Raw genomic sequence first — 24870 nt, 5'->3', positions numbered from 1 at the left:
CGCCGTCCCTCGGAGAACACAGACACGGGGGCTCACTCGCAGTACATAAGAACAGCGATGCGCCCTGCGGACGTGGTCGAAGATCGTTTCGAGATCGAGCGGCTCGCCGGCTCCGGTGGCATGGGCGACGTCTACCGCGCGCGCGACCGGCTGTCCGGGCAGGCGGTGGCGCTCAAGGTGCTGCAGAGCGCGAGCGTACGCGATCTGGGCCGGCTCTCGCGGGAGGCGGAGGCGCTCGTCACGCTGCGGCTGCCAGGGGTCGTGCAGTACGTGGCGCACGGGATGACCGGCGCAGGACGTCCGTACCTGGCCATGGAGTGGCTCGACGGCGTGACGCTGGAGGAGCGGCTCGCCGGAGGACCGCTCTCGATCGCCGAGAGCGTCACCCTGGCGGCGCACGTGGCGACGACGCTCGGCGCGATCCACCGGCTCGGCGTTGTCCACCGCGACCTGAAGCCGAGCAACCTGATGCTCGTGGGCGGGGCCATCGAGCGCGCCACCCTGCTCGACTTCGGCATCGCGCGCGACCTCCGGCTCGCGCGGAGCTTGACGGCGCCCGGCGCGATCCTCGGCACGCCCGGATACATGGCCCCCGAGCAGGCGCGCGGTGAGTCGACGATCGACGCCCGCGCCGACGTGTTCGCGCTCGGCTGCATGCTGTTCGAGTGCCTCGCGGGGCGCCCGCCTTTCGTGGGCGACAACGCGCTGTCGCTGATCATGAAGGTCGTCCTGGAAGATCCGCCGCGGCTCGGGGAACTCCGCGACGGCGTCCCCAAGCCGCTCGAGCGGCTCGTGGCCCGGATGCTCTCGAAGCCGGTGGAACATCGGCCGCGCGACGGCGCCGCCGTCGCCGAGGAGCTCGCTGCGCTGGCGCAGGCAGGGCCCCCCGCCGGCGCGCGCGATACCGCGGAGCCGCCCGCGCCGAGCGTGGAGATCACGACGGCAGAACGCCGGGTCATGTGCGTCCTCCTTGCTGCCGATGGCAGCGCGGAGGCGGACGCCACGCTTTCCGAGGCCGAATGCGCCGCTCGCACCGAGGCGCTGCGCCAGGTCGCGGCGCGCCACGGCGGGCGCCTCGAGCTCCTGCAATCGCAGTGGCTGCTCGTCGCGCTGTCCGGCGCCGAGGCCCCGACGGATCTCGCCGCGCGCGCGGCCCACTGCGCGCTCGCCCTCCGCGCAGAGCTCGGGGGCGTTCCGGTGTCCGTCGCCACAGGGATGGCCGAGGTCGCCGGGCGCCTGCCGGTCGGCGCGCTAATCGACCGCGTCGTGCAGCTCTTTCCGCAGCGCTCTCGACCGCTGGAGTCGGGCATCCGGCTCGACGGCGCGACCGCAGGATTGCTCGCCAGGTCCTTCGATATGGCGCACGTGGACGAAGGCGCGTGGCTCCGGGGCCCGAAGGAGGAGCCGGACACGGTCCCGCGGCTCCTCGGCAAGCCGACGCCCTGCCTCGGGCGTGAGCGCGAGCTCGCGCAGCTCGAGGCCGAGTGGCGCCATTGCGTGGACGAGCCCTCCGCGAGCGCCGCGGTCGTCGTGGGCGCCCCGGGTCTCGGCAAGTCGCGCCTCGCCTGGGAGTTCCTCCGCTCCCTCACGGAAAACGGCGACGCAGCCGAGATCTGGATCGGCAGGGCCGATCCGATGGCCGCCGGCTCCGCGTTCGGCCTGCTGGCCCAGGCGCTGCGCCGCGCCATGGGCATCCTCGACTACGAGCCGCTGGAGGCGCGTCGGCGCAAGGTGCTCGCCCGGGTGGAGCGGCTCGGCGCGCTCGGGGCCAAGGCCCCGCACGTCGCGGCGTTCCTCGGCGAGCTCGTAGGGGCGAAGTTCCCCGACGTGGGCGATGTGCAGCTGCATACAGCTCGGCAGAGCCCGATGCTGATGAGCGATCGCCTCCGCGAGGTGTTCGAGGACTTCGTCTGGGCCGAATGCCAGCGGAGGCCGCTGATCCTCGTGCTGGAGGATCTGCACTGGGGCGACCTGCCCACGGTGACCCTCGTCGACGCCGCGCTCCAGCACGCCGGGAGCCTGCCGTTCTTCGTGCTGGCGCTCGCCCGTCCCGAGGTTCACGAGCTCTTCCCCACGCTCTGGACCGAGCGTCACGGGCTCCGGCTCCGCCTTGCGCCGCTGCCCCGGCGCGCGGGCGAGCGGCTCGTCCGGGAGGTGCTCGGCGATGCCATCGATGCCGACCAGGTCGAGCGGCTCGTCGCGCGCGCCGAGGGCAACGCGTTCGTGCTGGAGGAGCAGATCCGTGCCGTCGCCGAGGGCAGGAGCGCGGGGATGCCCGAGACGGCGCTCGCGCTGGTGCAGGCGCGGCTGGAGGCGCTGGGCATCGAGGAGCGGCGCGTGCTGCGGGCGGCGAGCGTCTTCGGCGACACGTTCTGGGAAGGCGGAGCCCGGGCCCTGGTGGGCGGTATGCCGGTGGCGCGGCAGCTCGCCGAGCTCGCCCGCCGGGAGCTCATCCGGCGGCGGCCCCAGGCGCGCATCGCCGGCGAGGTCGAGTACGAGTTCCGCCACACGCTGGTGCGGGAGGCCGCGTACGAGATGCTCACCGAGCGTGACCGCCGCGTCGGGCATGGCCTCGCGGGCGACTGGCTGGATCGGGCCGGCGGCGCCGACGCCATGGCCCTGGCGGAGCACTTCGAGGTCGGCGGGGTGCCGGCGCGGGCGGCGGACGCGTACCTGCGCGCGGCCGACGAGGCGCTCCGGGGTGGCGACCTCGCCGCGGTGATCGAGCGGGCCGACCGCGGCATCCGCTGCGGGGCGGCGCCAGAAGTCGCCGGCAGGCTCCGCCGGGCCCAGGCCGAGGCACACCTCTGGCGCGGGGATGTCTCCAAAGCCGTGGAGCGGGCCCTCGAAGCGGTCGAGCGGCTCGAGCGTGGCTCGACGGAATGGTTCTCGGCCATCACGCAGGTGGTCATTGCGTCCTTCAAGCTGGGCCGATTCGATGATATCGAGCGCTGGACAACCGTGGCTGCGGGCACTGTCGCGATGGCCGACGCGCAGAGCGTCAAGCTCATCTGTCTTGCGGCCGGCGCAGGGGTGCTGTCGACGGTAGGTCGCTACACGGAAGGGCGCGCGCTGCTCGACATCGTCGAGCGCGCGGGTGCGAATGCCGACTCGTTTGACGTCGAGGTCGCCGCGCACCTTCACGAGGCGCGCGCTTCTTATGCCATCTGTACGGGCGATCTCGCCGCCAGCGCGGGTGGTATGGAAGCCGCGAGCCTTGCCTTCGAGCAGGCCGGTGATCGCCGCAACGCCTGCGCCACACGCGCCAACTTGGGCGCTATCTATGGGGAACTCGGCGATTTTGAGAAGGCGGACTCGGCGCTGCGAGCAGCGCTGGCGGAGGCTGACCGGATGCACCTGCAGGAGCTGAAGCTCTCGGTGGAAGCGAACCTGGCGCAGGTCCTCGCGTGGCGCGGTCAGATGGCCGAGGCGCGGGCGCTCGCCGAGTCTGTTGCGGCGTCGAGCCGACAAGCGGGTCTGGTGCGCACGGAGCTCGCTGCTCACTGCTACCTTGCAAAGGTCGCCCTTGCCGGCGGCGACTTCGAGGCCGCCGACGACGAGGCGCGCGCCGCGGTCGCGCTCGCGCCGGGCGCCCCGACGCCCGGCGTCCATGCATACGCGGTCCTCGCGCGCGCGCTGCTGGGCCTCGGTCGCGTCGACGAGGCTGCCAGGACGGCCGCCGAGGCGAGCTCCATGCTGGAATCGTTCGGCACCCTCGAAGAGGGCGAGTCCCTCGTCCGCCTGACGTACGCCGAGGCGCTCGCCGCGAGCGGCCGGCACGCCGAGGCGAGCGCCGCCATCGCGTCGGCCAGGGACGCGCTGCTCGCGCGCGCCGAGAAGCTCAGCGACTCGACCTGGCGGGAGCGGTTCCTCCGCGACGTTCCGGACAACGCCCGCACGCTCGAGCTCGCGCGGCAGTGGCTCGGCGGCTGAGCGGCACATAAGGGCTCACCGGTCGACCTCTCCGTAAGCTCGCCGGTGCTGGTGATGTCGAGCTCCTGCCATCGTCGTCACGAAACCGCCGTTATCGGCGGGCGAGGCCGAGGCCTGGCAGAAAGCGCCCCACCTTCGCGCAGTACGCGGCGTAGGCCTCGCCGTGGGTGCGGAGCAGGTAGGGCTCCTCGACCGCGCGGACCTGGAGCTCGATCGCGGTGACCAGCGCCGCGAACGAGGCGAGCGCAGCGGCGTTCGGGAGGATCAGCGCCATCCCGAGCGCAGCCAGCATCATGAAGCTGAAGATGGGGTTCCGCACCACGGCGAACGGCCCTCGCGTCACGAGGCTCGTGCGCTCCGCCTCGCTCACGCCGATGCGCCACGACGCCCCCATCGCCCCCTGGGACCACAGCGTGCCGAGGATCCCTGCGAGGATCGCGGCGGCCCCGAGCCCGACGACGAGGCTGCCAGGCTCGGCGAGCGGCCCGATCCAGCCGGCGAGCTCCGCGACCGGGGCGGCCAGGCCGAGGAGGATCGCGACCGCAAAGAGCACGCCGCCGAGCCAGGGCAGCGATCCCGGCGGCCCCGAGATGCCGCGGAACCCCGTCGATCCCGTCGCGCGGCGCTGCCGGAGCGACCGCCATCCGAACGCGAGCGCCATGTAGACGCCGTACAGAACAAGGGCGAACCAGGGACGACCGATCATCTCCATCGCGGGCCTCCACCTCGCAAGGATCGACGGGCCGACCCCTCCAACCTTACGCCGATGCCGCGAGCCGACGCCGAGGCGGCTCGCGGAGGCCCGTCTCGCTGCGCCGCAAAATTTTCTGGGAGGGTTGAGAGAAGAGCCCGCCGTGAGCAGAATCGGAGGTGTCCATGGACCCCGACAAGCTGACCGGAGCGGCCCAGGCCGTGCGCGAAGCCCTGGCCGCTCAGCGCGGCGCGCTGCTGGAGAGCGTGCGACGCAGGGCCAGGGCAGGCGTCGATGCCGAGGAGGTGCTCCAGCGCGCCCTCGAGCGGGCGCTTGTCCGGAGCGACCAGGTGCGCGACCCGGCACGAGCCGCGGCGTGGGTGGGGCGGGTCGTGCGCAACGTCCTCCTCGACGAGCTGCGCAGGAAGCACGACGTGGCGCTCCCGGTCGATGAGCTCGAGCTTTCCTCCGTCGAGGAGGACAGCGTCGACTGCGGGTGCGTGCTCTTCCAGGCCGATCGATTGAAGCCCGAGTACGCGCTCATCTTGAAGCGCGTCATCGTCGACGGTGTCGCGGTCACGGAGGTCGCGGCCGAGCTCGGTGTCACGCCGGGCAACGCGATGGTGCGGCTGCACCGCGCCCGCAAGGCGTTGAGAGATCGCCTGGAGGAACACTGCGGGACGACGTCGGCGCGGTCCTGCTCGGAGTGCGGCTGCGACGAGCGAGGCTGCTGCCCGCAGGCTCCGTAGCTGGCAGGACGGACAGACGAGCATCGCCCCGCGCGAGCGGGGGGCGATGCTGGATGGCTGAGATCAGGCCCTGATCACGACTCGCGCAAGCAGCTCGTGAGCTGGCGTACGATGATCTCGCGGTAGATGGGATTGGCGATGACGAGGCCACCCTCCGCTGCGCGGCGCACGAGGCCCAGATCGACGGCGAATCGCCGGTCGGCCGAGGGTGCCGCCGGCGAGCATGGGCTCGATCACGGCGCGGACGCGCGGCTCGCGCAGCCGCTCGACAAGGCTGTCGAGGTGCGTGTCCTGCCGCTCGATGAGGATCTCCTTGGCGCGAACGACGTCCGCGGCGGTGATGGGCTGCGCGCGATCCTTGACCAGGACATCGACGAGCTGGCGGGCGAGCGCGTTGACGAGCCACGGCTGACCCTGGGTGAGCTCGAAGGCGCGATCCACGGCGCTCGACTGGAAGCCCTGGCCCGTCTCGGCCGTGTGCTGGGCATAAAGGGAGGCGACCTCGTCGCGGGTGAAGTTGTGCAGCGTGAGCGACTCGACCTTGATGTTGAACGGGCTCGAGGTGCCGAGTCGGTAGCCGCCGCCTCCGCCGGAGGCGACCTTGTAGTCGCGCACGTCGCGCACGTCGCGAAGGCCGACGAGCGCGAGCGCGTGCGGGAAGCCGTGGGGGCGACCGGGATAGCCGCTCCGGAGCTGGCGCAGGACGGAGATGAGCGTGATGTCCCGCAGGGCGTCGATCTCGTCGAGGAAGACGACGAGCGGTCGCGGCGCCGCCTGAGCCCAGGCCCCGAGCGCGGCGCCGATACGCTCGCCAGGGGGCGCGTCGGGGAACGGCGGCGGCTGGAGCTCGGCCGGCAGCTGCGAGCCGGCGAGGCCGCGCCACTCGCTCAGCATCGCGAGCTCCGCAGCACCGGGGTCGTCCGGAAAAGGGGCGCCGACATCCATCGAGACGCGGATCGCGACGTAACGCCCTTCGCGCGTGAGCGCCTGGGCGAGCGTCAGCAGCGAAGTCGTCTTCCCGATCTGCCGCGGCGCATACAGAACGAAGCAGGCTTTGCGGTCGATCAGGTCGCGTACGCCAGGCAGGCGCTCCTCTGGCGGGAGCATGTAGTGATCGGCCGGATTGCAGGGGCCTGCCGTGTTGAACCAGCGGGGCATCGCAGCGCGAGTCTAGAGAGCGGAGCACGAGGTGGCCAGCGTGCCCTGGTGGTGGCGTTCGCCCGTCGTTCGCGAACCTGGACACCCGGTTACCAGAACGCGTTGTGGTCGCCGGCATCCCCGGACACCCGGGTACCAGAACGCGTTGTGGTCAACGACGTCCCCGGACGCCCGGGCACCAGAACGCGTTGTGGTCACCGGCGTCCCCGAACGCCCGGCACCAGAACGCGATGTGGTCACCGGCGTCCCCGGACGCCCGCCACCAGAACGCGTTGTGGTCGCCGGCGTCCCCGGACGCCCGGACACCAGAACGCATTGTGGTCGCCGGCGTCCCCGGACGCCCGCCACCTCAACGCGTTGTGGTCGACCCAGGAGCCAGGTCCCCGAAATCGCCCAACTTTTTACGCTGACGTGATCTGAATCACGAATCTGCCGGCCGCGCCACCCCCGCGCCGCTCGCGGGGCCCGCCCTGCGAGCCCCGCTCACCCGCTCGCCCTCACTTCGTGGCGAGCTTCGTCAGGTCGAGCATTTCGTCCACGTCCGGCACCACCACCAGGTCGCACCGGCGGTTCTTCTGCTTGCCGGCCGGCGTGGTGTTGTCCGCCACGGGGTCCGTGTCCGCGAACCCGGCCGCGCTCCAGTGCCGCGTCGGCAGACGGCCGTCCTTGCCGATGAGGAACAGCAGCACGGACCGCGCCCGCATCAGCGAAAGCCCCCAGTTGTCGAAGAAAGGGCCGTTCTTGTACGGCTGGCTGTCCGTGTGCCCCGCGACCTGGTAGTCGCGATCGACAAGCGACTTGTCGCCCCGGATGACGTCCGCGATCTTCTTCAGGATCTCCTGGCCGTCCTTGCTCAGGCTGTCCTTCCCGGAGTCGAACAGCACGTCCCCGGGCAGCGAGATGACCATCCGGTTCCTGCGGACCCGCACCTCCAGGCCGAGCTTGGTCAGCTCCTCGAGCTTCTTCCGGAGCAGGTCGAACCGCGCCTGGATCGCCTCCAGCTGCTTCGCGCGCGCCTTGTACTCCGCCAGCGCCTTCTCGCGGTCCTCCAGCGTCGAGCTCATCTTCGAGATGTCGGCGCCCTGGTCCGCGAGCTTCTTCTCGAGCTCCTCGACGCGCTGCTTCGCGTCGGCGAGCTCCTTCTCGAGCTCCGCCTCCCTCTTCTGGCTCCGCTTCTGGAGGTCGTTGTACTTGCCGAGCTGCGCCTTCCACTCCTGCTCGGAGTGGCCGCAGCCCGCGGCGAACAGCGACGACAGCACGAGGGGTAGTGCAATGAGTGTCCGGTTCATGAGCGCTTTCTCCATGGCTCCGTCCCGCGGAGCGGGATGCTGCGGGCGGGAGCCTCGCTCAGCTCGGCCGAGAGATCCAGAGGAGAGGACGGCGAGATCCGCCCGTCCACGCGGCCCTCCGCCGCAGGACAGGGCGGATCAGGGCTTCGGCGGCGGAGGCGCGAGCGGCAGCGGAGCCGCCGGCGGCGCTGCCCGAGGCGGCGCTGCCGGCGCGGCGGGCGGCGCTGCCTGCGCGGCGGGCGGCGCTGACGGCGCCGCCGGCGACGGCGCCGCCGCCCCCGGCTCCGCGGACGCCTGCTGCGGCTTCTTCACCGAGTGCACGATGACGAACTCGACGCGCCGGTTCTTCTGGCGGCCCTTGGCGGTCTTGTTGTCGTCGATCGGCTTGTCCGGGCCGTAGCCCCGCGCCACGAGCCGCGCCCGGTCGACGCCCTTGCTCGCGAGGTAAGCGACCACCGCCTCGGCGCGCCGCTGCGAGAGCGATCGGTTCATGTCCGCCGGCCCGGCGTCGTCCGTGTGGCCAGCGACCTCCACCTTGAAAATTTCCGGGTGGATGCTCAGCGCCGACACCACGGCGTCGAGCACCGCGAAGCTCTGCGCGCCCTGGATCTTGTCGTTGTTGAGCGCGAACTCGACCCGCTGGAGGATCTTGATGTCCTCGTCGCCGACCTGCACCAGGCTCGCGCCGCGGTCCGGGCAGCCGTCCAGGTCCTCGACGCCGTTCAGGTTCTCCGGCTGCTTCGGGCACCGGTCCTTGTCGTCCGGGATCCCGTCCCCGTCGCTGTCGGGGAGCTCGTCGGGGCAGCCGTCCTCGTCCTTGAAGCCGTTCTTCACCTCGGGCTGGTCGATGCACTCGTCCTGCTGGTCGAGCACGCCGTCGCGGTCGTTGTCCGGGTCGGGGCAGCCGTCCTCGTCCTCGAACCCGTCGGTGTCCTCGGGCGCGTCGGCGCACTTGTCGACCCGGTCCGGCACGCCGTCCTCGTCCTTGTCGGGGCAGCCGTAATGCGCGGGCAGGAGCACCCGCCCCGCCTGATCCGGGCACTTGTCCTGCGCGTCGGGGACCCGATCCTTGTCGCGATCCGCCACCTCGTCGGGGCAGCCGTCCTTGTCGTCGAGCCCGTTGATCACCTCCCCCTTCGCCGGGCAGCGGTCGCTCTCGTCCGGGATGCCGTCCCCGTCGCCGTCGTCCTCGGGGCAGCCGTCCTCGTCGGCGATCCCGTCGCGGTCCTCGGGCAGCGCGGGGCACTGGTCCGCCGCGTCGCCGACCCCGTCGGCGTCCCCGTCGCCGGGCTCGTGCACGAAGATGATCCCCGCGATGCCGCGCGCCACGGGCACGCCGATGCCCTCGACCACGCCCGCGCCGCCGCCGACCGTGAACACGAGGCCGAGGTCGCGCGGGGCGATCTGGAGCGCGCCGTCGACCTCGAGCGAGTTCGTGCCGCCCTGCGCGCTGAACTGCGTCGCGCCGTACCCCTCGGCGAGCACGCGGAGCGCCGGGGTGATCTGGTAGCCGAGCGCCCCGCCGTACCGGAACTCGACCGGGCCGACCTCGGTCGAGGCGATCCGCGCCGCCTCGGGGAGCAGCTTGCCGCGCAGGTTGAGCCCGAACGAGAGCGGCCCCGCGCTGCCGTCCACGATGAGGCGCAGCCCCGCGGTCACCGGCGACGAGCTGCCGAGGTAGCTCCCCTCGCTCGTCGCGTGCCCGAGCGGGAAGCTCACGTCGGCGGCGGCGCCGAGCACCAGCGGATCGCGCGGCCCGCCGAAGAACCGCACCTTGGCCTCGAGCGTCGGGTCGCCCGCGCCGAACGCCTTCAGCCCCTCCGCGGCCGCCGCGCCGGTGGCGGCGTCGACCCCCTGGCCGCTCACGTACGCGACCGGGAAGCGCAGGCCGGCCTGGAGCCACGACGTCGGCGTGATCGAGGCCAGCAGGTTCCCGGTCAGCATGTCCGAGATGACCGGCAGCTCCCGGTGGTCCCGGGCGTCCGGGGACGAGCAGTCGGTCGTCGAGACGCAGCTCTCGAGGACGAACGGCTCCCGGGCGTAGTCGAACATCAGGCCGGCCGTGATCCCGAGCGACGCCTCCATCCGGGCGCCCTCGACGCTCAGGTAGTTCTTCGAGCCCGGCGCCGGCTCGAACCGCTGCACCGAGAACTCCCCCTCGCGGACCGCCTCCTGCGCGCGCGCCGCGCCCGAGGCGAGCCCCACCCCAGCGCCCATGATCGACAGCAGACACAGCGCTCGCAGCGTTCTCATCTATCCCCTTTCAGGCATCTTCCCGGTCGGTGAGCCTCCGGCAGCGCACGGCCGTTCCAGGATGGACGTTCGCTGGGACGGAGGCGCTTCGCGCGGACGGTGAGGCGAGTACGGCAGCCGGCGCGCGCGGCGGCATCCAACGCAACGCGGTGGATGTTCCCGGATCATGCGCAGAATTCCAAGAGGGCTCAAAGAAGCCGCTGCATGCGGTCGGGGACGCCGGGACGGGCGCGGTCGGGGCGCGCGGTCGGAGACGCCGGGACGGGCGCGGTCGGGCGCGCGGTCGGGGGCGCGGTCGGGGGCGGCGGGACGGGCGCGGTCGGGGGCGGCCGGGGTGGCGCCGGGCGCGCGCGCGGCAGGGCGCCGGCTCGGGGGCGCCCGGGGGCGTTCCGGGGGGCGGGTTCCAGGGGTCGGGGCCGAGCGGCGCCTTGACCACACAAGCCGGGCATGAGACATCGGCGCCCGGCCTCCGGGCCGCCGAGAGCTCGGAACATCAACCTCATCCTGCGCGCGGGGCCAAACGCGCGAACGAAACCAAGCAGATGCCCATCTCGTCGCGGTCTACGGGAACGTCGTGCAGCCCTGGCACCCCTCGCCGTCGCCTCCGGTCGGGCCTCGCGCTCGCGCTCGTGCTGGGCGCGTCCTCCGCGTCCGCCCAGCCGGCGCGCCGGCCGGCCCAGCCGCCGGCGGCGCCGCCGCCCGCCGGGCAGCCCGGCGCTCCTGCTCCGCAGCCCGGCGCCGCACCCGCCCAGCCCGGCGCGGCCACCGCGGCCCCCGCGCAGCCCGGCGCGGCGCAGCCCGGCGCGGCGCAGCCCGGGGCGGCCACCGCGCCGCCGGCGCAGCCCGGCGCGGCGCAGCCCGGGGCGACCCCGGCGCAGCCCGGCGCGGCGCCGGTCGGCGGCAGCGACGTGGAGGCGCTCGAGCCCCCGGCGCCGACGCGCGAGCCGCTCATGCCGCCGGCCGACGCGGCCGCGCCGGCCGCGCCCCAGCCGGCCAGGCCGGCCGCGTCGGAGGGGCCCGCGGCGGCCGCCGAGGGGACGGAGCGGAAGGCGACCCAGGGGGAGATCGGCGCCCGGCCCAGCGAGGTGTACGCCGAGGACTGGTGGTCCCACGCGCGGCCGACGTTCGAGTTCCACGGCTACTACCGGCTCCGGTGGGAGCTCTTCAACAGCTTCGCCCTCGGCCGCGTCGACCCGCGCAACGCGGCGCTCTGGCCGCAGCCGGCCGACAACTCCTACGACTCGAGCCACTTCGTCAACCTCTGCGACCCGAGCGAGACCACGAGCGGCGGCTCGCGCGATTTCCACTGGTGCAAGAGCGACACCCAGGCCGGGGCGAACATGCGCTTCCGGCTCAACCCCGAGCTGCACATCAGCGACAACCTGCGGATCCTCTCGCAGGTCGATCTCCTCGACAACGTCGTGCTCGGCTCGACCCCGGAGGGCTACACGAACCAGCCGAGCGGGCGCATCCGCGGCGGCTACGACGTCGCCCGCCGGGGCGGGTACTCGCCGCTCGGGGCCTTCTCCAGCACCCAGTGGGCGCCGAGCGCCGGCATCAACTCGACCAGGGACTCGATCTCCGTCAAGCGGATCTGGGGCGAGTACATGACCCCCGTGGGCCTCCTGCGCTTCGGCCGGATGCCGAACCACTGGGGCCTCGGCATGGTGGCGAACAGCGGCGATGGGCACGACTCCGACTACCAGTCGACCGTCGATCGGCTGATGTTCGTCACGGGGATCAAGAAATACGACCTCTACTTCGCCGGCGCGTGGGACTGGGCCAACGAGGGCGCGACGAGCGCCTCCCTCCAGGAGCTCGAGGGCCAGCCCTACGACCTCGCCCAGTCCGATGACGTCGATCAGTACGTGTTCGTCGCCGTCCGCCGCAAGAACCCGGAGCTCCAGAAGCTCGAGCTCGCCCGCGGCAACGCGGTCATGAACGGCGGCGTCTACTTCGCCTACCGGAAGCAGACCCTGGCGAACGACAACACCGGCAGCGGCGGCGAAGACAAGACCGCCTCGCTCGGCCAGACCATCGACAACGTCGCGAGCGGGTACGTGCACCGGGGCGCGGAGATGGTCATCCCCGACGTGTGGTTCCAGCTCCTCTACAAGAAGTTCCGCTTCGAGCTCGAGGCGGCGATGATCTACGGGTCCCTCGACCTGCGCGGGCAGGACGAGAGCGATTACGCGAACGCCCTCTCGCCGGAGGACACGGGCTGGGGCGTCCGGCAGTTCGGGATCGCGACCCAGGCCGAGCTCACCGAGATGGAAGGCCGCCTGCGGATCCATTTCGGCTTCGGCTACGCGACCGGAGACGACGACGTGCCCTCCCTGAAGCCCGTCGGCGAGGGGGGCATGGACCCCCAGAACTCGACCGATCGCACCTACTCGACCTTCCGTTTCCACCCGGATTACCGCGTCGACCAGATCCTGTTCAGGAACATCCTGTCTCGGGTCCAGGGGGCCTATTACTTCCGCCCCGGCGTGGACTGGGACTTCGCTCGTGACAAGAACGGCCAGCGCGCCGGCCTCGGCGCCGCGGCCATCTGGAGCCGCGCCTCGGAGTTCGTGCAGGCGCCCGGGAACGCCAGGGATCTCGGCATCGAGCTGAACGGGCAGCTGTACTTCCAGTCGAAGGACGGGACGCTCAACGACGATCCCGACAAGATGGGCGGCTTCTACACGGCGGTGCAGTACGGCGTGCTGTTCCCGCTCGGTGGGCTCGGCCAGCTCCAGGGGGAGAAGAACCTCCAGCCGATCGATCTCGAGACCGCACAGACGGTGCGCTGGTATCTCGGTATCCTCTTCTGAGCTGGTCAGCCGATTTCTGAGCTGGTCAGCCGATCCAGGCTCAGCCGTGGCAGTGTGTCTGGAAATAAGCGCTCCGGGCGGTAGACCGGAGCGCTCCGGCGTGTGACGACGACGTCTGCCGGGCTCGTCACGCCTCCTGCATGAGCCATCGCGGGCCAAAGGGGCCTTGATCTCGCGACCGTCCTGGCCAAGGATAAGACCGTCTGGACGCCAGGCGCGTCGCGAGACTTCCGTGGATCACCGAGGAGAGCGAGGGGCGAGAGCCGCCGATCTCCGGAGGGACGTGATGGTTCGTCGTCTCTTCATTGCGATGTTCTTGGCGACTTCGATGGTTTTCGGCGCGACGTCCCTGTCGAGCGCGCAGGACGCCGACACCTCCGCTTTCCGCGACATCGCCGTCGGCAAGGACTACCGGCTGAGGGTCGCGGCGGCGCTGGCGCTCGGCCGCTCGAAGAGCCCGGGCGCGAGGCCCGCCCTCGAGAAGGCGCTCAAGGATCCGCACCCGGCGGTGCGCGCCTCGGCCGCGGCCGCGCTCGGCGCGCTCGGTAACCCCGCGGCGGTCCCGGCGCTCAAGGCGGCGCTCACCGTCGAGTCCACCCCCAGCCAGAAGCGCCCGATCCAGGCGGCCATCGAGCGGCTCTCCAAGTTGTCCGCGAAGGCGCGCTTCCTGGTCAGCCTGGGCAAGTTCGAGAACCGCTCGGGCGTGAAGGACGCGATGCTCGGGTCGCTCCTCAAGCAGCAGACGCGCAACCGGGTGATGCAGTTCGCCGACATCGAGATCGTGGCCGACGGCGCGGACGTGGCGGCGGAGGGCAAGAGCCGCAAGCTGCCGGCGTTCACGCTGGACGGCTCGGTCACGCACCTGAGCAAGCGCCACGGGGCCGACGGCATCGGGTATGCGGCCAAGGTCGAGTTCGTGATCCGCGAGATGCCGAGCCAGACGCTGAAGGGCTCGATGACCGGATCGGCCCAGGCGGTCGCCGAGGCGCGGCGCGCCAGCGGCCGGCGAGAGCTCGCCCAGCTGCAGACCGACGCCGTCGCGGGAGCGATCGAGAGCGCGCTGCAGCGGGCGCCGCTCGCCCTCGAGGCCGCCTCGGGCAGCAGCGTCGTCCCCGCCGGCCGCTGACCCGGCGCGCCGCGGGCGCTCGACCAGCGCGCGGCGGTCCTCGACCGCCGCGTGCGGCGCTCGACCAGCGCGCGGCGGTCCTCGACCGCCGCGTGCGGTGCTCGGGCAGCGCGCCGCGGCGCTCGATCGGCCGGCGCCCGCGCCGGCGGGGGTCGACCCGGGCCTCCGGCCGCCGCGGCGGCGGCCGGGCTCGCCCCCTCGAGCGGGCGGATGCCGCTCTCCGGTCGTGCTAGACCGCGCCTCCTCCTATGCCCATCGCAACGCCTGCCAGCTCCGATCTGATCCGACGCACGTTCCTCGAGTTCTTCGCCCAGCGCGGGCACGAGGTCGTCCCGAGCGCGCCGCTCCTGCCGCAGAACGATCCGACGCTGATGTTCGTGAACGCGGGTATGGTGCCGTTCAAGGACGTCTTCACGGGCAAGGACAAGCGCCCCTACCAGCGCGCCGCCTCGAGCCAGAAGTGCATCCGGATCAGCGGCAAGCACAACGACCTTGAGAACGTCGGCGTGACCGCGCGCCATCAGACGTTCTTCGAGATGCTCGGCAACTTCAGCTTTGGGGACTACTTCAAGGAAGACGCGATCGCCTTCGCGTGGGAGCTCCTGACCAAGGTTTACGACGTCCCCCCGTCGCGGCTCGTGGTCACCATCTACAACGGCGAGGGGGGCTTTCCGGCCGACGACGAGGCCGCGGCGATCTGGCGCAAGGTCACCGGCTTCGGCGACGATCGGATCCTGCGGCTGGGCCTCGCCGACAACTTCTGGACGATGGGCGACGTCGGCCCGTGCGGCCCCTGCTCGGAGATCCACTTCTTCCACGGGAACGAGCCCGACGTCTCGCGCTTCGGCGAGGAGCCGCGCATCGACGGCACGGGCTGGACCGAGATCTGGAACAACGTGTTCATGCAGTACGAGCGCGCCGAGAAGGACGGCCCGCTCGTGCCGCTGCCGGCGCCGAGCATCGACACCGGCATGGGCCTGGAGCGGATCGCGAGCGTGCTCCAGGGCGTGACGGCGAACTACGACACCGACCTGCTCCGGGGGCTCGTCGACAAGGCCGCGGAGCTCAGCGGCAAGCCGTACACCGGCGGGAGCGCCGACGACGACGTGTCGATGCGGGTCATCGCCGATCACGCGCGGACGACCGCGTTCCTGATCGCCGAGGGCGTGATGCCCGAGCGGCAGCGGCGCGAGTACGTGCTCCGCCGGGTGATGCGCCGCGCGATCCGCCACGGGCACCGGCTCGGGATCGATCGGCCGTTCTTGCACGAGGTCGCGCTCGAGGTGGTCCGCCGGATGGGCGAGACGTACCCGGAGCTGCGCGATCGGCGCGAGCTCATCGCCCGCGTCACCGAGGACGAGGAGATCCGCTTCCGCTCCACGCTGAAGCGCGGGATGAAGATCCTGGACGAGCGCTTCGACGAGATGCGCTCGTCGGGCGAGAGGACGCTCCCGGCCGCCGCGGCGGCCGATCTCTACACCACCTACGGATTCCCGCTGGATCTGACGCAGGTCATCTGCGCCGAGTCGAACTTCGACGTCGACGTCCAGGGGGCCGAGGCGGTCATCCGCGGCGCCGCCGAGGCGGACGGCCCGATCGATCCGAACGCCGCCGTGGACGCCGCGCACCGCGAGGCGCGCGCGAAGCTCGCGCAGCCGGTGGTCTTCACGGGCTACGAGCGCGAGGAGGGCGACAGCGAGATCGCCGCGATCCTCCGGGTGGAGGTGCAGGGCGAGGGCGACCGGGCGCGCAAGGTGCGGACGCTGGTGGAGCGCGCGGAGGCGGGGGAAGCGGTCGAGATCGTCGTCCGCGAGACGCCGTTCTACGCCGAGTCGGGCGGCCAGGTCGGCGACAGCGGCGAGCTGACGGCGGACGGGGCGCGCGTGGAGGTGAAGGACGCGCAGAAGCCGGTCGCGGGGCTCGTCGTGCACGAGGGCGTGGTCCGCGAGGGGGCGATCGCGGTGGGCCAGCGCGTCCACCTCGAGGTGGACCACGCGGCGCGGTCGGCGACGCGCCGCAACCACTCGGCCACGCACGTGCTGCACTGGGCGCTGCGCAAGGTGCTCGGGGAGCACGCGCAGCAGAAGGGCTCGCGGGTCGGCCCGGACATCCTCCGCTTCGACTTCACGCACAACCGGCCCCTCACCCGCGAGGAGATCGCGCGGATCGAGGACCTCGTGAACGAGAAGGTCCTCACGAACGCGAAGGTGACGACCGAGATCCTGCCGATGGACGAGGCGCGGCGGCGGGGCGCGATGGCGATCTTCGAGGAGAAATACGGCGACACCGTGCGGATGCTCACGATGACGCCGGAGGTGGTGGAGCTCTGCGGCGGCACGCACGCGCGCGCGCTCGGCGACATCGGGCTGTTCAAGATCACGAGCGAGGGCGGCGTGGCCGCGGGGGTGCGCCGGATCCTCGCGTCGACGGGGCTGAACGCGCTCGCGTACGCCCGGGGCGTCGAGGCCGAGCTCGCGCGGGCGCGGCAGGTCGCGAAGGCGCAGGGCGGCGATCTGGCCGAGAAGATCGGGAAGATCGTGGCGCACGAGCGGGAGCTCGAGAAGAAGGTCGCGGACCTCGAGCGGCGGATCCTGGAGGGCGCCGGCCCCGCGCAGGGCGGGGGCGGCGGCGGCATCGACGCGATGCTGGAGGGCGCGCGGGAGATCGGCGGGATCAAGGTGCTCGCGCGCCGGGTGCCGGACGGCACCAACCCGGGCGCGCTGCGCGACTTGGCGGAGAAGCTGCGCGACAAGCTCGGCGATCGCGCGGCGGTGCTGCTCGGCGCGGCGGTGGGCGACAAGGCGCAGCTCGCCGTGATGGTCTCCAAGCCGGCGACCGAGCGGCTCAAGGCCGGGGAGCTGATCAAGCCGATCGCCCGCATCGTGGGCGGCTCCGGCGGCGGGCGCCCCGACATGGCGCAGGCCGGCGGGACCGACGTCGCGCAGCTCGACGCGGCGATCGCCGCGACGTACGTCGAGGTCGAGCGGGCGCTCACCTCGTAGCGCGCGGCGGCGCGCGAGGAGCCCCCGCCGGGGCGGTGGCCCAATCGGCCCCCGGAGCGATTCCCATGAAGACGGGAAAACAGGAAGATCATTGATCTTTCCTTCCCCGCCTTCCCGCCTTCATGTTCACATCCGGCCATCACCCTCGTGAGGGGGGAGGCGAGGGCGGCGCGCCCGGGGGAGGGGGGCGCCGCCGCGATCAGGAGTCACGCCATTTGGTGCGGGCGAGCGGGAGCAGCGTTGAGGCTTTCCCGCGCTTGCCGTGGCGCGTCGGCAGGCGCACGGGCTCGCCCGGCGCGGGCGCCGGCGGCCGCGCGCCGCGGGCGTGGGCGCCGATGGTCGCGCGCACGATCGGCGGCAGGAACACGGACTCCAGGTCCACGCGCGCGAGCGCGGCCGCGACCGTGGCGATGCGATCGGGCAGCGACGCATTGGCGTCGACCAGGATGACCCGGCGGCCGAGCACGGTGCAGAGCCCGCCCCGCGGATTGCGCGCGTCCGACAGGTGCGGATCGAACGCTTCCATCCGGACGGCGATGCCGACCCGGTTGGCCGCCAGGGTGAGCTCATCGAGAAGCCGCGAAAGCTCCACCCACGCAGCGTAACCCCCTTATCCGGCAGATGGCAAAGCGCAAAAGCGATGTTGCCGCCGCTCTGTTGTCGCCGCGCCGCGCCGGCGGCGCGGTGTCGTGGTCGCGCCGGCGGCGCGGTGTCGTGGTCGCGCCGGCGGCGCGGTGTCGCCGGGGCGCGCCGCGCCGCGCCGCGCCGCGGCGCGGCGGCGGCGCCCTGGCCGGGAGGGCTCTCCCGCTCTCGGCGCGCCTCATTCCCGTCCTCGGCGCGCTCCTGCTCTCGCGCTGGCCGGCGTGGCGCGCCACGTCCAATCGCGTTCTCCATCATCGCAGCTCGCGCCGCGGCCGCGCGGGAGCCGCCGCGCCCCGCGATGAGCGCTAAGCCCATCTCCCGCTCCCATATCCCGTGCTCCGGACTGGCCGACAGCCGATCACGGGCGACATCGATGCTCGCGCGCGGCCCGCGCCCCGCGCCGGTCGCGCTCTCGCCCCCGCCGCACGCCCGCTTTCGCGCGGTAGGCGCGGGCTTCGCGCCGGCCGCGCCCTGGTTCCAGCCCCAGAGGTCGTCCAGCGGCTTATCTTGAGCCAGATCGCGCGGCCCGTTGACCGCGGCGCTCGAGCATGCTACGAGCAGGCCGTTCCGCGCGTCGTGGCCGAGTGGGAGCGAATGTGCGTTTCCCGGCTGCGGTGGGGTATCCCGCGCGCTTCGTCAGCCACTGTGGACGGGGCGGCCGCGATGGGGACGACGAGGGCGCCCGCCGGGCGGCGCGCCCCGAAGGGCGAACAAAATGACGTTCACGGATGCAGCCGCCGAGGTGCTTCGCCTCATCGGTAGACCGCTTCACTATAAAGAGATCACCGATATCGCGATCGAGAAGAACCTCCTTAGCCACGTTGGCAAGAGCCCAGAGGTCACGATGGGCGCCCGCCTGGCGGCGACGCTGAAGAAGGACACGGCGGACAACCCCCTGGTGCGGGTGAAGCCGGGCGTCTTCGCGCTGCGCGAGTGGGACGAGAAGACGATCAAGTCCGGGCTCGACGGGAAGAAGGGGAAGCGCGGCGGGAAGCCCGAGGCGGCCAAGGCGCGCAAGGACGAGGAGCAGCCGACCCTGTTCGAGACGGCCGCGGACGACGAGGCGGTGGAAGAGAGCGACTCGGGGGCTCTCGCGGCCGAGCCCGAGGTGGAGGCCGAGGCGGCCGACGTCGAGACCGAGGCCGCGGGCGAGGCGGCGCAGGCCGCGCCCGCGCTCGACGACGAGGAGGACGAGGACGAGGCGCTCGTCGCCGCGCCCGCCGCCGCCGCCGCGATGAACGGGGTGGAGATCCCGGCAGCGCGCGAGCCCGTGCCGCCGCCGGCGCCCTCGTCCCCGCGGGCCGCCGGCGCGTACCTCGACGAGGAGGACGGCGAGCTCGAAGACGCCGAGCCGCCGGGCCCGGACGAGGCGATGCGGGCGGAGGCCGTCGCCGGCGCCGCGGAGCTCTTCGACGAGGAGGACGACGACGATCAGCCGATCCTCGGCGGTGAGGACCGCGCCACCCCCGGCTCGTCGGGCGAGCAGGGCGAGGGCCGCCGCCGCCGCCGCCGCCGCCGGCGCGGCCGCGGGACCGCGGAGGCCAGCGCGAGCCCCGGTGGGCTGCCTTCTTATGTCGCGACGCCGGTGTTCGAGGCGCGCCGCGAGAACGGCCGCGAGCCGCCGCGCTCCGACCGGACCGAGCGCTCCGACCGGACCGAGCGCTCCGACCGGACCGAGCGCTCCGACCGGACCGAGCGCTTCGACCGCGTCGAGCGCGTCGAGCGCGCCGAGCGCGCCGAGGGCTTCGGCGCCGAGCCGGTCTACCGCGGCCCGCAGGTGATCGAGCTCACGGGCGGTGAGGGGCACGCGCTCGACGACCTGGCCGGCCGCGATCTGGCCGACGCCGTCGCGGGCATCCTCTCGACCTTCGATCGGAACGCGGGCGCGGTGTCGCTCCGGCAGATCGCGGAGACGGCGCAGCGCCGCGGCCGGCTCGCCGGGGACGTGCAGCTCGTGCAGTCCCAGGTCGCGGCCGCCGTGCGCGCCGACAACGCGCGCCGCACCGCCGCGGGGCAGCGGCCCCGCTTCCGCTTCGCCGGCGGCCGGATCGCGCTGACCGACTGGCTGCTCCCGGGCGACCTGGCGCGGCTGGAGCAGGAGGCGCTCGCCGCCGTGGAGCGCTACCGCGACGCCGCGCGGCGCGCCTTCGCGCGCAAGCTCTCGGAGCTCCCGGGCCACGCCTTCGTCGAGATCTGTGTCCTCGCCCTCGAGCGCATCGGCCTCGGCCAGCTGCGCGCGGTGCGCCGCGCCGGGGCGCCGGGCGGCGAGAGCCACTTCTCCGGGGCGCTCCGCACGGCGGGCGACGAGATCAAGCTGGCGCTGGTCATCCGGCGGGACGGCCGCGAGGTCGGCCGCGAGCGGGTCACCGAGCTGCGCGGCTCGCTCCACCACTACGGCCCGGCGACCGCCGGCTGGATCCTGACCGCCGGCCAGATGCTCTCCGGCGCGCGCGAGGAGGCCGCGATCCCCGGGACCGCGCCCATCTCCCTCTTCGACGGGCTGGCGGTGGCTCGCGTCTGCGAGGACAACGACGTCGCCGTCCTCCGCGCCCGCCTGCCGGTCGCGATCCCCGACGTCGATCTCCTCGAGGCGCTCCGGGCGTCCTGATCTCGGCCGCGCGTCTCCGGCCGGGGCTCGCTCCGGCCGGGCGCGCGGCGCCCCTCTTCGGCTCCCTCGCCGCTTCCGCGGTTGACGGGCTCCGCGATCCTTGTCAGCGTCCGCGCCCATGCGCCATCGCGCGATCGCCTGGGCCGCGACCCTCGCCGTGCTCGTGACCGGCTGTGCCGCCGTGGATCCGCCGCCATCCCGGTTCCCGACCGCCGACGCGGCGCTCGCCCGGATGAAGGACACGTATGCCTGCGTGAACGGCGTCCAGGGCACCGCCAAGATCGACCACTTCTCGCGTCAGGGGAGGATCCGCGGTGACGTGTACATCCTGGCGGTCAATCCCGATCGGGTCCGCTTCGATGTGGTGAGCCCCTTCGGCGCGACGCTCTACACGCTCACGTCGAATGGCACCCTGTTCCAGATGCTCGATGTCGGGGAGAAGCAGCTTTTGCACGGGCCCGCGACCGCGTGCAACCTGGCGCGGCTCACTCAGGTGCCCATCCCCGGGCACGCGCTCGTCTCGCTCCTCCGCGGCGAGGCGCCCGTGCTCGCCCACGAGCCACACGGCGCCTCGATCGCCTGGGACGGCGACGGCTTCTACCGAGTGCTGATCCAGAGCACCCGCGACGCGATGGAGGAGATCCACCTCGAGCCGCGCCCGGACGACTGGCGCCTGCCGTGGAGCCAGCAGCGCTTGCGCGTCCGGCAGGTCCGGGTCGCGCAGCGGGGGATGGACCTCTATCACGCCGAGCTCAGCAATCACGGGGTCATCCGCACCGCGCCGCCGCGCGTCGACCCGGAGGGGATCGACGATCCGATCCCGCCGAGCGGCGGCGCCTGCGAGGCCGAGGTCCCCCGCTCGATCCGCATGCGGGTGCCCAACACGGAGGACGACGTCATCTTTCAATACAAGGAGGCGAAGTGGAATCCGCCTCTCCTCTCCGGGGCGTTCACCCAGCCGATCCCCGGCGGCGTCGTCCGCCGTTATGTCGACTGCCAGGACTGAGTCCGCGCGCTCAGGCGGTCCCTGAGGGAGCCACAAACCAACTGCGCACCTCGCGGGGGCGCCGGCCGCCGGCCTGCTGTGCTCGCCAGACGGCATGGACGCCGCTCGCTCGAACGTCTAGATCTGCCCAATTCACCTCGCCTCGGCGGGAGGAGTCGGCGATGGACGTCGAGCCGGGAACGATCGTCGGCGAAAAGTACCGCCTGGAGAAGCCGCTCTCGCGCGGGGGGATGGGCTCCGTGTGGGCGGCGCGGCACGTCCAGCTGGGCGCGCCGGTGGCGATCAAGTTCATGGACCCGGAGCACGCGGCCTCGCCCGAGTTCCGCGCGCGCTTCTACCGCGAGGCGCGCACCGCGGCGAACCTCGAGAGCCCGCACGTGGTGAGCGTGCAGGACTACGGGATCCAGGGGAGCGTCCCGTACCTCGTCATGGAGCTGCTCCGGGGCGAGGACCTCAGCCGCCGCCTGCGGCGGGTCCGCCGCATCCCCCTCGCGGACGCGGCGCGCATCGCCGTCCAGACCGGCAAGGCGCTGCGCCGCGCGCACGAGTCCGGGCTCGTCCACCGCGACCTCAAGCCTGGCAATCTGTTCCTCGCGCGCGTCGACGACGACGAGGAGATCGTCAAGGTCCTCGACTTCGGCATCGCCAAGCAGCTCGCGGGCAAGCTCCTCAGCGGCGAGACCACGAAGACCGGCGAGCTCCTGGGCTCGCCGTTCTACATGAGCCCGGAGCAGGCGCGCGGCGACAAGGACCTCGACGCGCGCAGCGATCTCTGGTCGCTCGGGGTCATCCTCTTCCGCGCGGTCACGGGCAAGCTCCCGTTCGAGGGCGACGTGCTCGGCGCGGTCCTGTCGCGGATCCTCGTGGAGCCGATCCCGCTGGCGACGCAGCTCGCGAGCGATCTGCCCGCCGAGCTCGACGGGTTCTTCCTACGCGCGCTCTCGCGCGAGAGGTCCCAGCGGTTCCAGTCGGCGCAGGAGATGGCGCACGCCTTCGTGGCCGCCGCGGGCGACCTCGGCATCCCGCTGCCCGCGCCCTCCGTGCCGCGGCCCCCGCCCGCCGCGTCGCGCACGGGGACGCTGCTCGGGCTGTCGCCGGCCGGCGCCGCCGAGCTCTCGGGGCCGGGCGACGTCGGCGCGCTCTCGTGGTCCGAGGGGTCCGAGGATCGGGGCGCGGCCCCGCGGGAGGACGCGCTCACGCCGCTGCCCGATCCGTCCCAGCCCGGCACGCTCACGGCCGCCGCGGCCGGCGAGGTCCGCGACGCCCGCAGGCCGCGCGCGAGCGCGACGCGGCGCTGGCTGCTGGCGTGCGGCGCGCTCTTCGTGCTCAGCGGGACGGCCGCGCTCACGGCGCTGCGCCCCGTCGGCCAGGAGGGCGCTGGCGCCGTGGTCGCGCCGGTCGAGCCCGCGCTTGTCGAGCCCGCGCCGGCGATCACGGCGCCGCCGGTGGAGGTCGCCCGCGCGTCGACGCCCGTGGCGGATCGCCTGCTCGTCCCCGAGAGCGCGCCGGCCGTGGACACGGCGCCGCCCTCGCCGGCGCCCTCGGGCACGGCGGCGCCAGCGGCGTCCGCGGCGCGGAAGGACCCGCCGGCGCGCTCGGCGCCGCGCCGGGCGCCGCACCGGGCGCGCGAGATCGTCGACCCCTGGCAGCGACGGTAGCCGCCGCCATCGCCCGAGGCGCCGCGCGCCCGCGGCCGGCCGCGCCCGAGCGCGCCGGTCGCGGACGCTCGGCGGCGTCGCCGGTCACGCGAGCGCTTCGCGGATGCGGCGCGGCACGTCGGTGATCAGCCCGTCGACGCCGAGCGCGGCGAGGTCCCGCGCTTCCCGCGGGTCGTTCACGGTCCAGACGTTGATCACGCGCCCCTGCCGCTTCAGCAGCGCGATGCGCTCGGGCGACGCGATCGTCCGCTCGATGTGCGCGGCGAGCGCCCCGAGCGCCGGCGCGAGGCGCACGGCCGTGTCGTGGTAGCGGCTCCGGTGCACGAGGAGCGCGCGCGGGACGGCCGGCGCCATGACCCCGAAGGAGGCCAGCATGACCGGATCGAACGACGAGACGAGCACCGCGTGGCGGGGATCCCAGGCGCGCAAGAGGCGCGCGGTCGCGAGCACGACGGCGGCGCGGTCGGGCACGTCCCGCTTCATCTCGATGTTGACCGCGAGCCGCCGCCCGCGCGCGAACGCGAGCACCTCGGAGACGAGCGGCACCCGCTCGCCGCCGAGGTCGACCTGCCGCAGCTCGTCCCAGCGGAGCGCCGCGGCGGCGCGCGGGTCCGCGCCCTGGGTCACCCGCTCGAGGTCCGGGTCGTGCAGCGCCACGAGCTCGCCCGACCCGCACACCCGCACGTCGAGCTCGATCCCGTCGGCGCCCTGCGCGGCCGCCGCCTCGAAGGCGGCGAGGGTGTTCTCGGCGGGGGCGCCCTCGCCGCGCACGCCCCGGTGACCGAAGAGGAGCGGCGCGCAAGGCCCGAGCGCGCCGGCCTCGCTCCGCGGCGCCGCCCGCCCCGCCGCGCGCGCGCTCCGGCGGAAGCGCTGCTCGGCCCAGGTCACCGCGCGGGCTCCTCGTTGAGCTCCTCCGCGATGGTGCGGGCCGCCTCGCGCGCGCGCTCGAGCGCGGAGAGCGGGAAGGACGCCGCGCCGACGGCCGGGTGCCCGCCCCCGTCGTAGCGGCGGCAGATCGGGGCGATGTCGCGATCGCGCGCGACGCCGCACCAGGGGTTGTAGCCGACCGAGAGCTTGTAGTGCTGCTTGTGCCGGGAGAGCGTGACCGAGTACACGCAGTCCGGGTACATCGCGTACGTCATGAACTTGCCGACCGCCTCGAGCGGCGCGTCGGAGAGATCGACGAGCACGACGCGGCCGAGCTTCCGCGCGCCGCGCTCGATGCGCGCGACGAAGGTCTGCCGCGAGAGGGAGAGCGGCCGCCAGAGCTCCTGGATGTCGGGCGCGCGCGCCACCTCGCTCACGGGCCGCTCGACGAGCCGGGGCACGACGGAGGCGAGGAAGGGCCCGTCGCCGTGGTGCTCGACGACCGACGCGAGCTGCATGATCGGCTCCTCGCGGCTCACCGCGGCCTCGGCCGAGGGGAAGCGCGCGGTGTCGATGAGGTCGGCCCAGCGGATGAGCTCATCGACGCCGGACATCTCGATGCCGAAGCGATCGCGGCTGACGTCCGCGATGAGCTTCGTGCACGAGCCGTAGGCGGCGTCGTAGAAGACGTGCGGCGCGTCGCCCACGGCCGTCCCGCGCGACGCGCCGGCGAGCGCCGCGTCGCGCTCGTCGTCCGAGCCGAAGCCGGTGATGTGGTGGTCGAAGTACCACGTCAGCTTCTTCGTCGGCGTGTACCGGAAGTCGAGGATCGCGTTCTCGTCGCCGTCGAGCCACGAGGGCGGGATCATCGTCATGCCCGGGCCGTACCCGCAGGAGCGGTAGCGGAGCGCGAGCGGCTCGCCGGGGCGGAGCGCCTGCATCAAGCGGGTGAACAGCGCCGCGCTCGCCATGCCGTCGAAGCAGTGGCCGTGCGTCGCGACGACGATGTCCCTGGGCTTCATCGGGCGAGGGGGTAGCACGCCTCACGGCCGGCCGCTCGCGGGCCGAGCGT

General features: G+C 73.2%; 14 protein-coding genes and 1 pseudogene. 8 read left to right on the top strand and 7 right to left on the bottom strand.

Annotated features, from left to right (window positions below; translation table 11 throughout):
* The first annotated feature begins 57 nt into the window (after positions 1-57).
* Positions 58-3933, top strand: a complete 3876-nt coding sequence (locus WME98_RS02710) for a protein kinase domain-containing protein (protein ID WP_437953952.1) — start codon at positions 58-60, stop codon at positions 3931-3933.
* A gap of 91 nt (positions 3934-4024) precedes the next feature.
* Here WME98_RS02710 and WME98_RS02705 read toward each other — a convergent pair whose 3' ends face one another.
* Entirely contained in the window at positions 4025-4645 is a 621-nt protein-coding gene (locus tag WME98_RS02705) for a methyltransferase family protein (RefSeq protein ID WP_437949821.1), read from the bottom strand.
* 164 nt (positions 4646-4809) lie between these two features.
* Between WME98_RS02705 and WME98_RS02700 the strand changes: the two genes are divergently transcribed.
* Complete coding sequence (locus tag WME98_RS02700; RefSeq protein WP_437949820.1) at positions 4810-5373, top strand: RNA polymerase sigma factor; 564 nt, start codon at positions 4810-4812, stop codon at positions 5371-5373.
* 77 nt (positions 5374-5450) lie between these two features.
* Here the strand turns inward: WME98_RS02700 and WME98_RS02695 are convergent.
* The 3 genes and pseudogenes from WME98_RS02695 to WME98_RS02685 form a co-directional block, all read right to left on the bottom strand.
* Positions 5451-6531, bottom strand: a pseudogene (locus WME98_RS02695) (ATP-binding protein); the annotation flags it as partial.
* A gap of 497 nt (positions 6532-7028) precedes the next feature.
* Positions 7029-7820, bottom strand: a complete 792-nt coding sequence (locus WME98_RS02690; protein WP_061626026.1) for an OmpA family protein — start codon at positions 7818-7820, stop codon at positions 7029-7031.
* Between the two features lie 138 nt (positions 7821-7958).
* Positions 7959-10073, bottom strand: a complete 2115-nt coding sequence (locus WME98_RS02685) for an OmpA family protein (protein ID WP_437949819.1) — start codon at positions 10071-10073, stop codon at positions 7959-7961.
* Positions 10074-10615: 542 nt separating this feature from the next.
* Here WME98_RS02685 and WME98_RS02680 point away from each other — a divergent pair.
* From WME98_RS02680 to alaS, 3 genes are all read left to right on the top strand, one after another.
* On the top strand, positions 10616-12889 hold the full coding sequence (locus WME98_RS02680; RefSeq protein ID WP_437949818.1) for a TIGR04551 family protein: 2274 nt from the start codon (positions 10616-10618) through the stop codon (positions 12887-12889).
* Positions 12890-13217: 328 nt separating this feature from the next.
* On the top strand, positions 13218-14015 hold the full coding sequence (locus tag WME98_RS02675) for a HEAT repeat domain-containing protein (RefSeq protein ID WP_061623020.1): 798 nt from the start codon (positions 13218-13220) through the stop codon (positions 14013-14015).
* A 248-nt stretch (positions 14016-14263) separates the two neighbouring features.
* Positions 14264-17017 carry an alanine--tRNA ligase gene (gene alaS / locus WME98_RS02670; protein ID WP_437332003.1) on the top strand — a complete coding sequence of 918 codons (2754 nt, stop codon included), beginning with the start codon at positions 14264-14266 and terminating at the stop codon, positions 17015-17017.
* Between the two features lie 199 nt (positions 17018-17216).
* On the opposite strand, the gene WME98_RS02665 is transcribed toward alaS, so the two are convergent.
* Positions 17217-17609: a hypothetical protein gene (locus WME98_RS02665; protein ID WP_061623019.1), complete on the bottom strand. Its 393-nt coding sequence runs from the start codon at positions 17607-17609 to the stop codon at positions 17217-17219.
* Positions 17610-18374: 765 nt separating this feature from the next.
* Between WME98_RS02665 and WME98_RS02660 the strand changes: the two genes are divergently transcribed.
* The 3 genes from WME98_RS02660 to WME98_RS02650 all read left to right on the top strand — a co-directional run bounded on the left by WME98_RS02660 (position 18375) and on the right by WME98_RS02650 (position 22931).
* The gene (locus WME98_RS02660) at positions 18375-20267 is read left to right on the top strand and encodes an HTH domain-containing protein (protein ID WP_437949817.1); all 1893 of its coding nucleotides are present in this window, start codon (positions 18375-18377) and stop codon (positions 20265-20267) included.
* Positions 20268-20385: 118 nt separating this feature from the next.
* A complete protein-coding gene (locus tag WME98_RS02655; RefSeq protein WP_437949816.1) occupies positions 20386-21273 on the top strand; it encodes a LolA family protein in 888 nt (295 codons plus the stop codon).
* A gap of 161 nt (positions 21274-21434) precedes the next feature.
* Positions 21435-22931, top strand: coding sequence for a protein kinase domain-containing protein (locus tag WME98_RS02650; protein ID WP_437949815.1), 1497 nt, complete (start codon positions 21435-21437; stop codon positions 22929-22931).
* An 84-nt stretch (positions 22932-23015) separates the two neighbouring features.
* Here the strand turns inward: WME98_RS02650 and WME98_RS02645 are convergent, their stop codons facing one another.
* Complete coding sequence (locus WME98_RS02645; RefSeq protein ID WP_437949814.1) at positions 23016-23819, bottom strand: glycerophosphodiester phosphodiesterase; 804 nt, start codon at positions 23817-23819, stop codon at positions 23016-23018.
* A complete protein-coding gene (locus WME98_RS02640) occupies positions 23816-24820 on the bottom strand; it encodes a hypothetical protein (RefSeq protein ID WP_437949813.1) in 1005 nt (334 codons plus the stop codon). Before WME98_RS02640 ends, WME98_RS02645 begins: the two co-directional genes overlap by 4 nt.
* Between the last annotated feature and the right edge of the window lie 50 nt (positions 24821-24870).

Source organism: Sorangium sp. So ce296 (assembly GCF_051529605.1).
GTDB lineage: Bacteria > Myxococcota_A > Polyangia > Polyangiales > Polyangiaceae > Sorangium > Sorangium cellulosum_D.
Note: the sequence above shows the minus strand (reverse complement) of the source record. Positions and strands in the feature narration are given on the sequence as shown.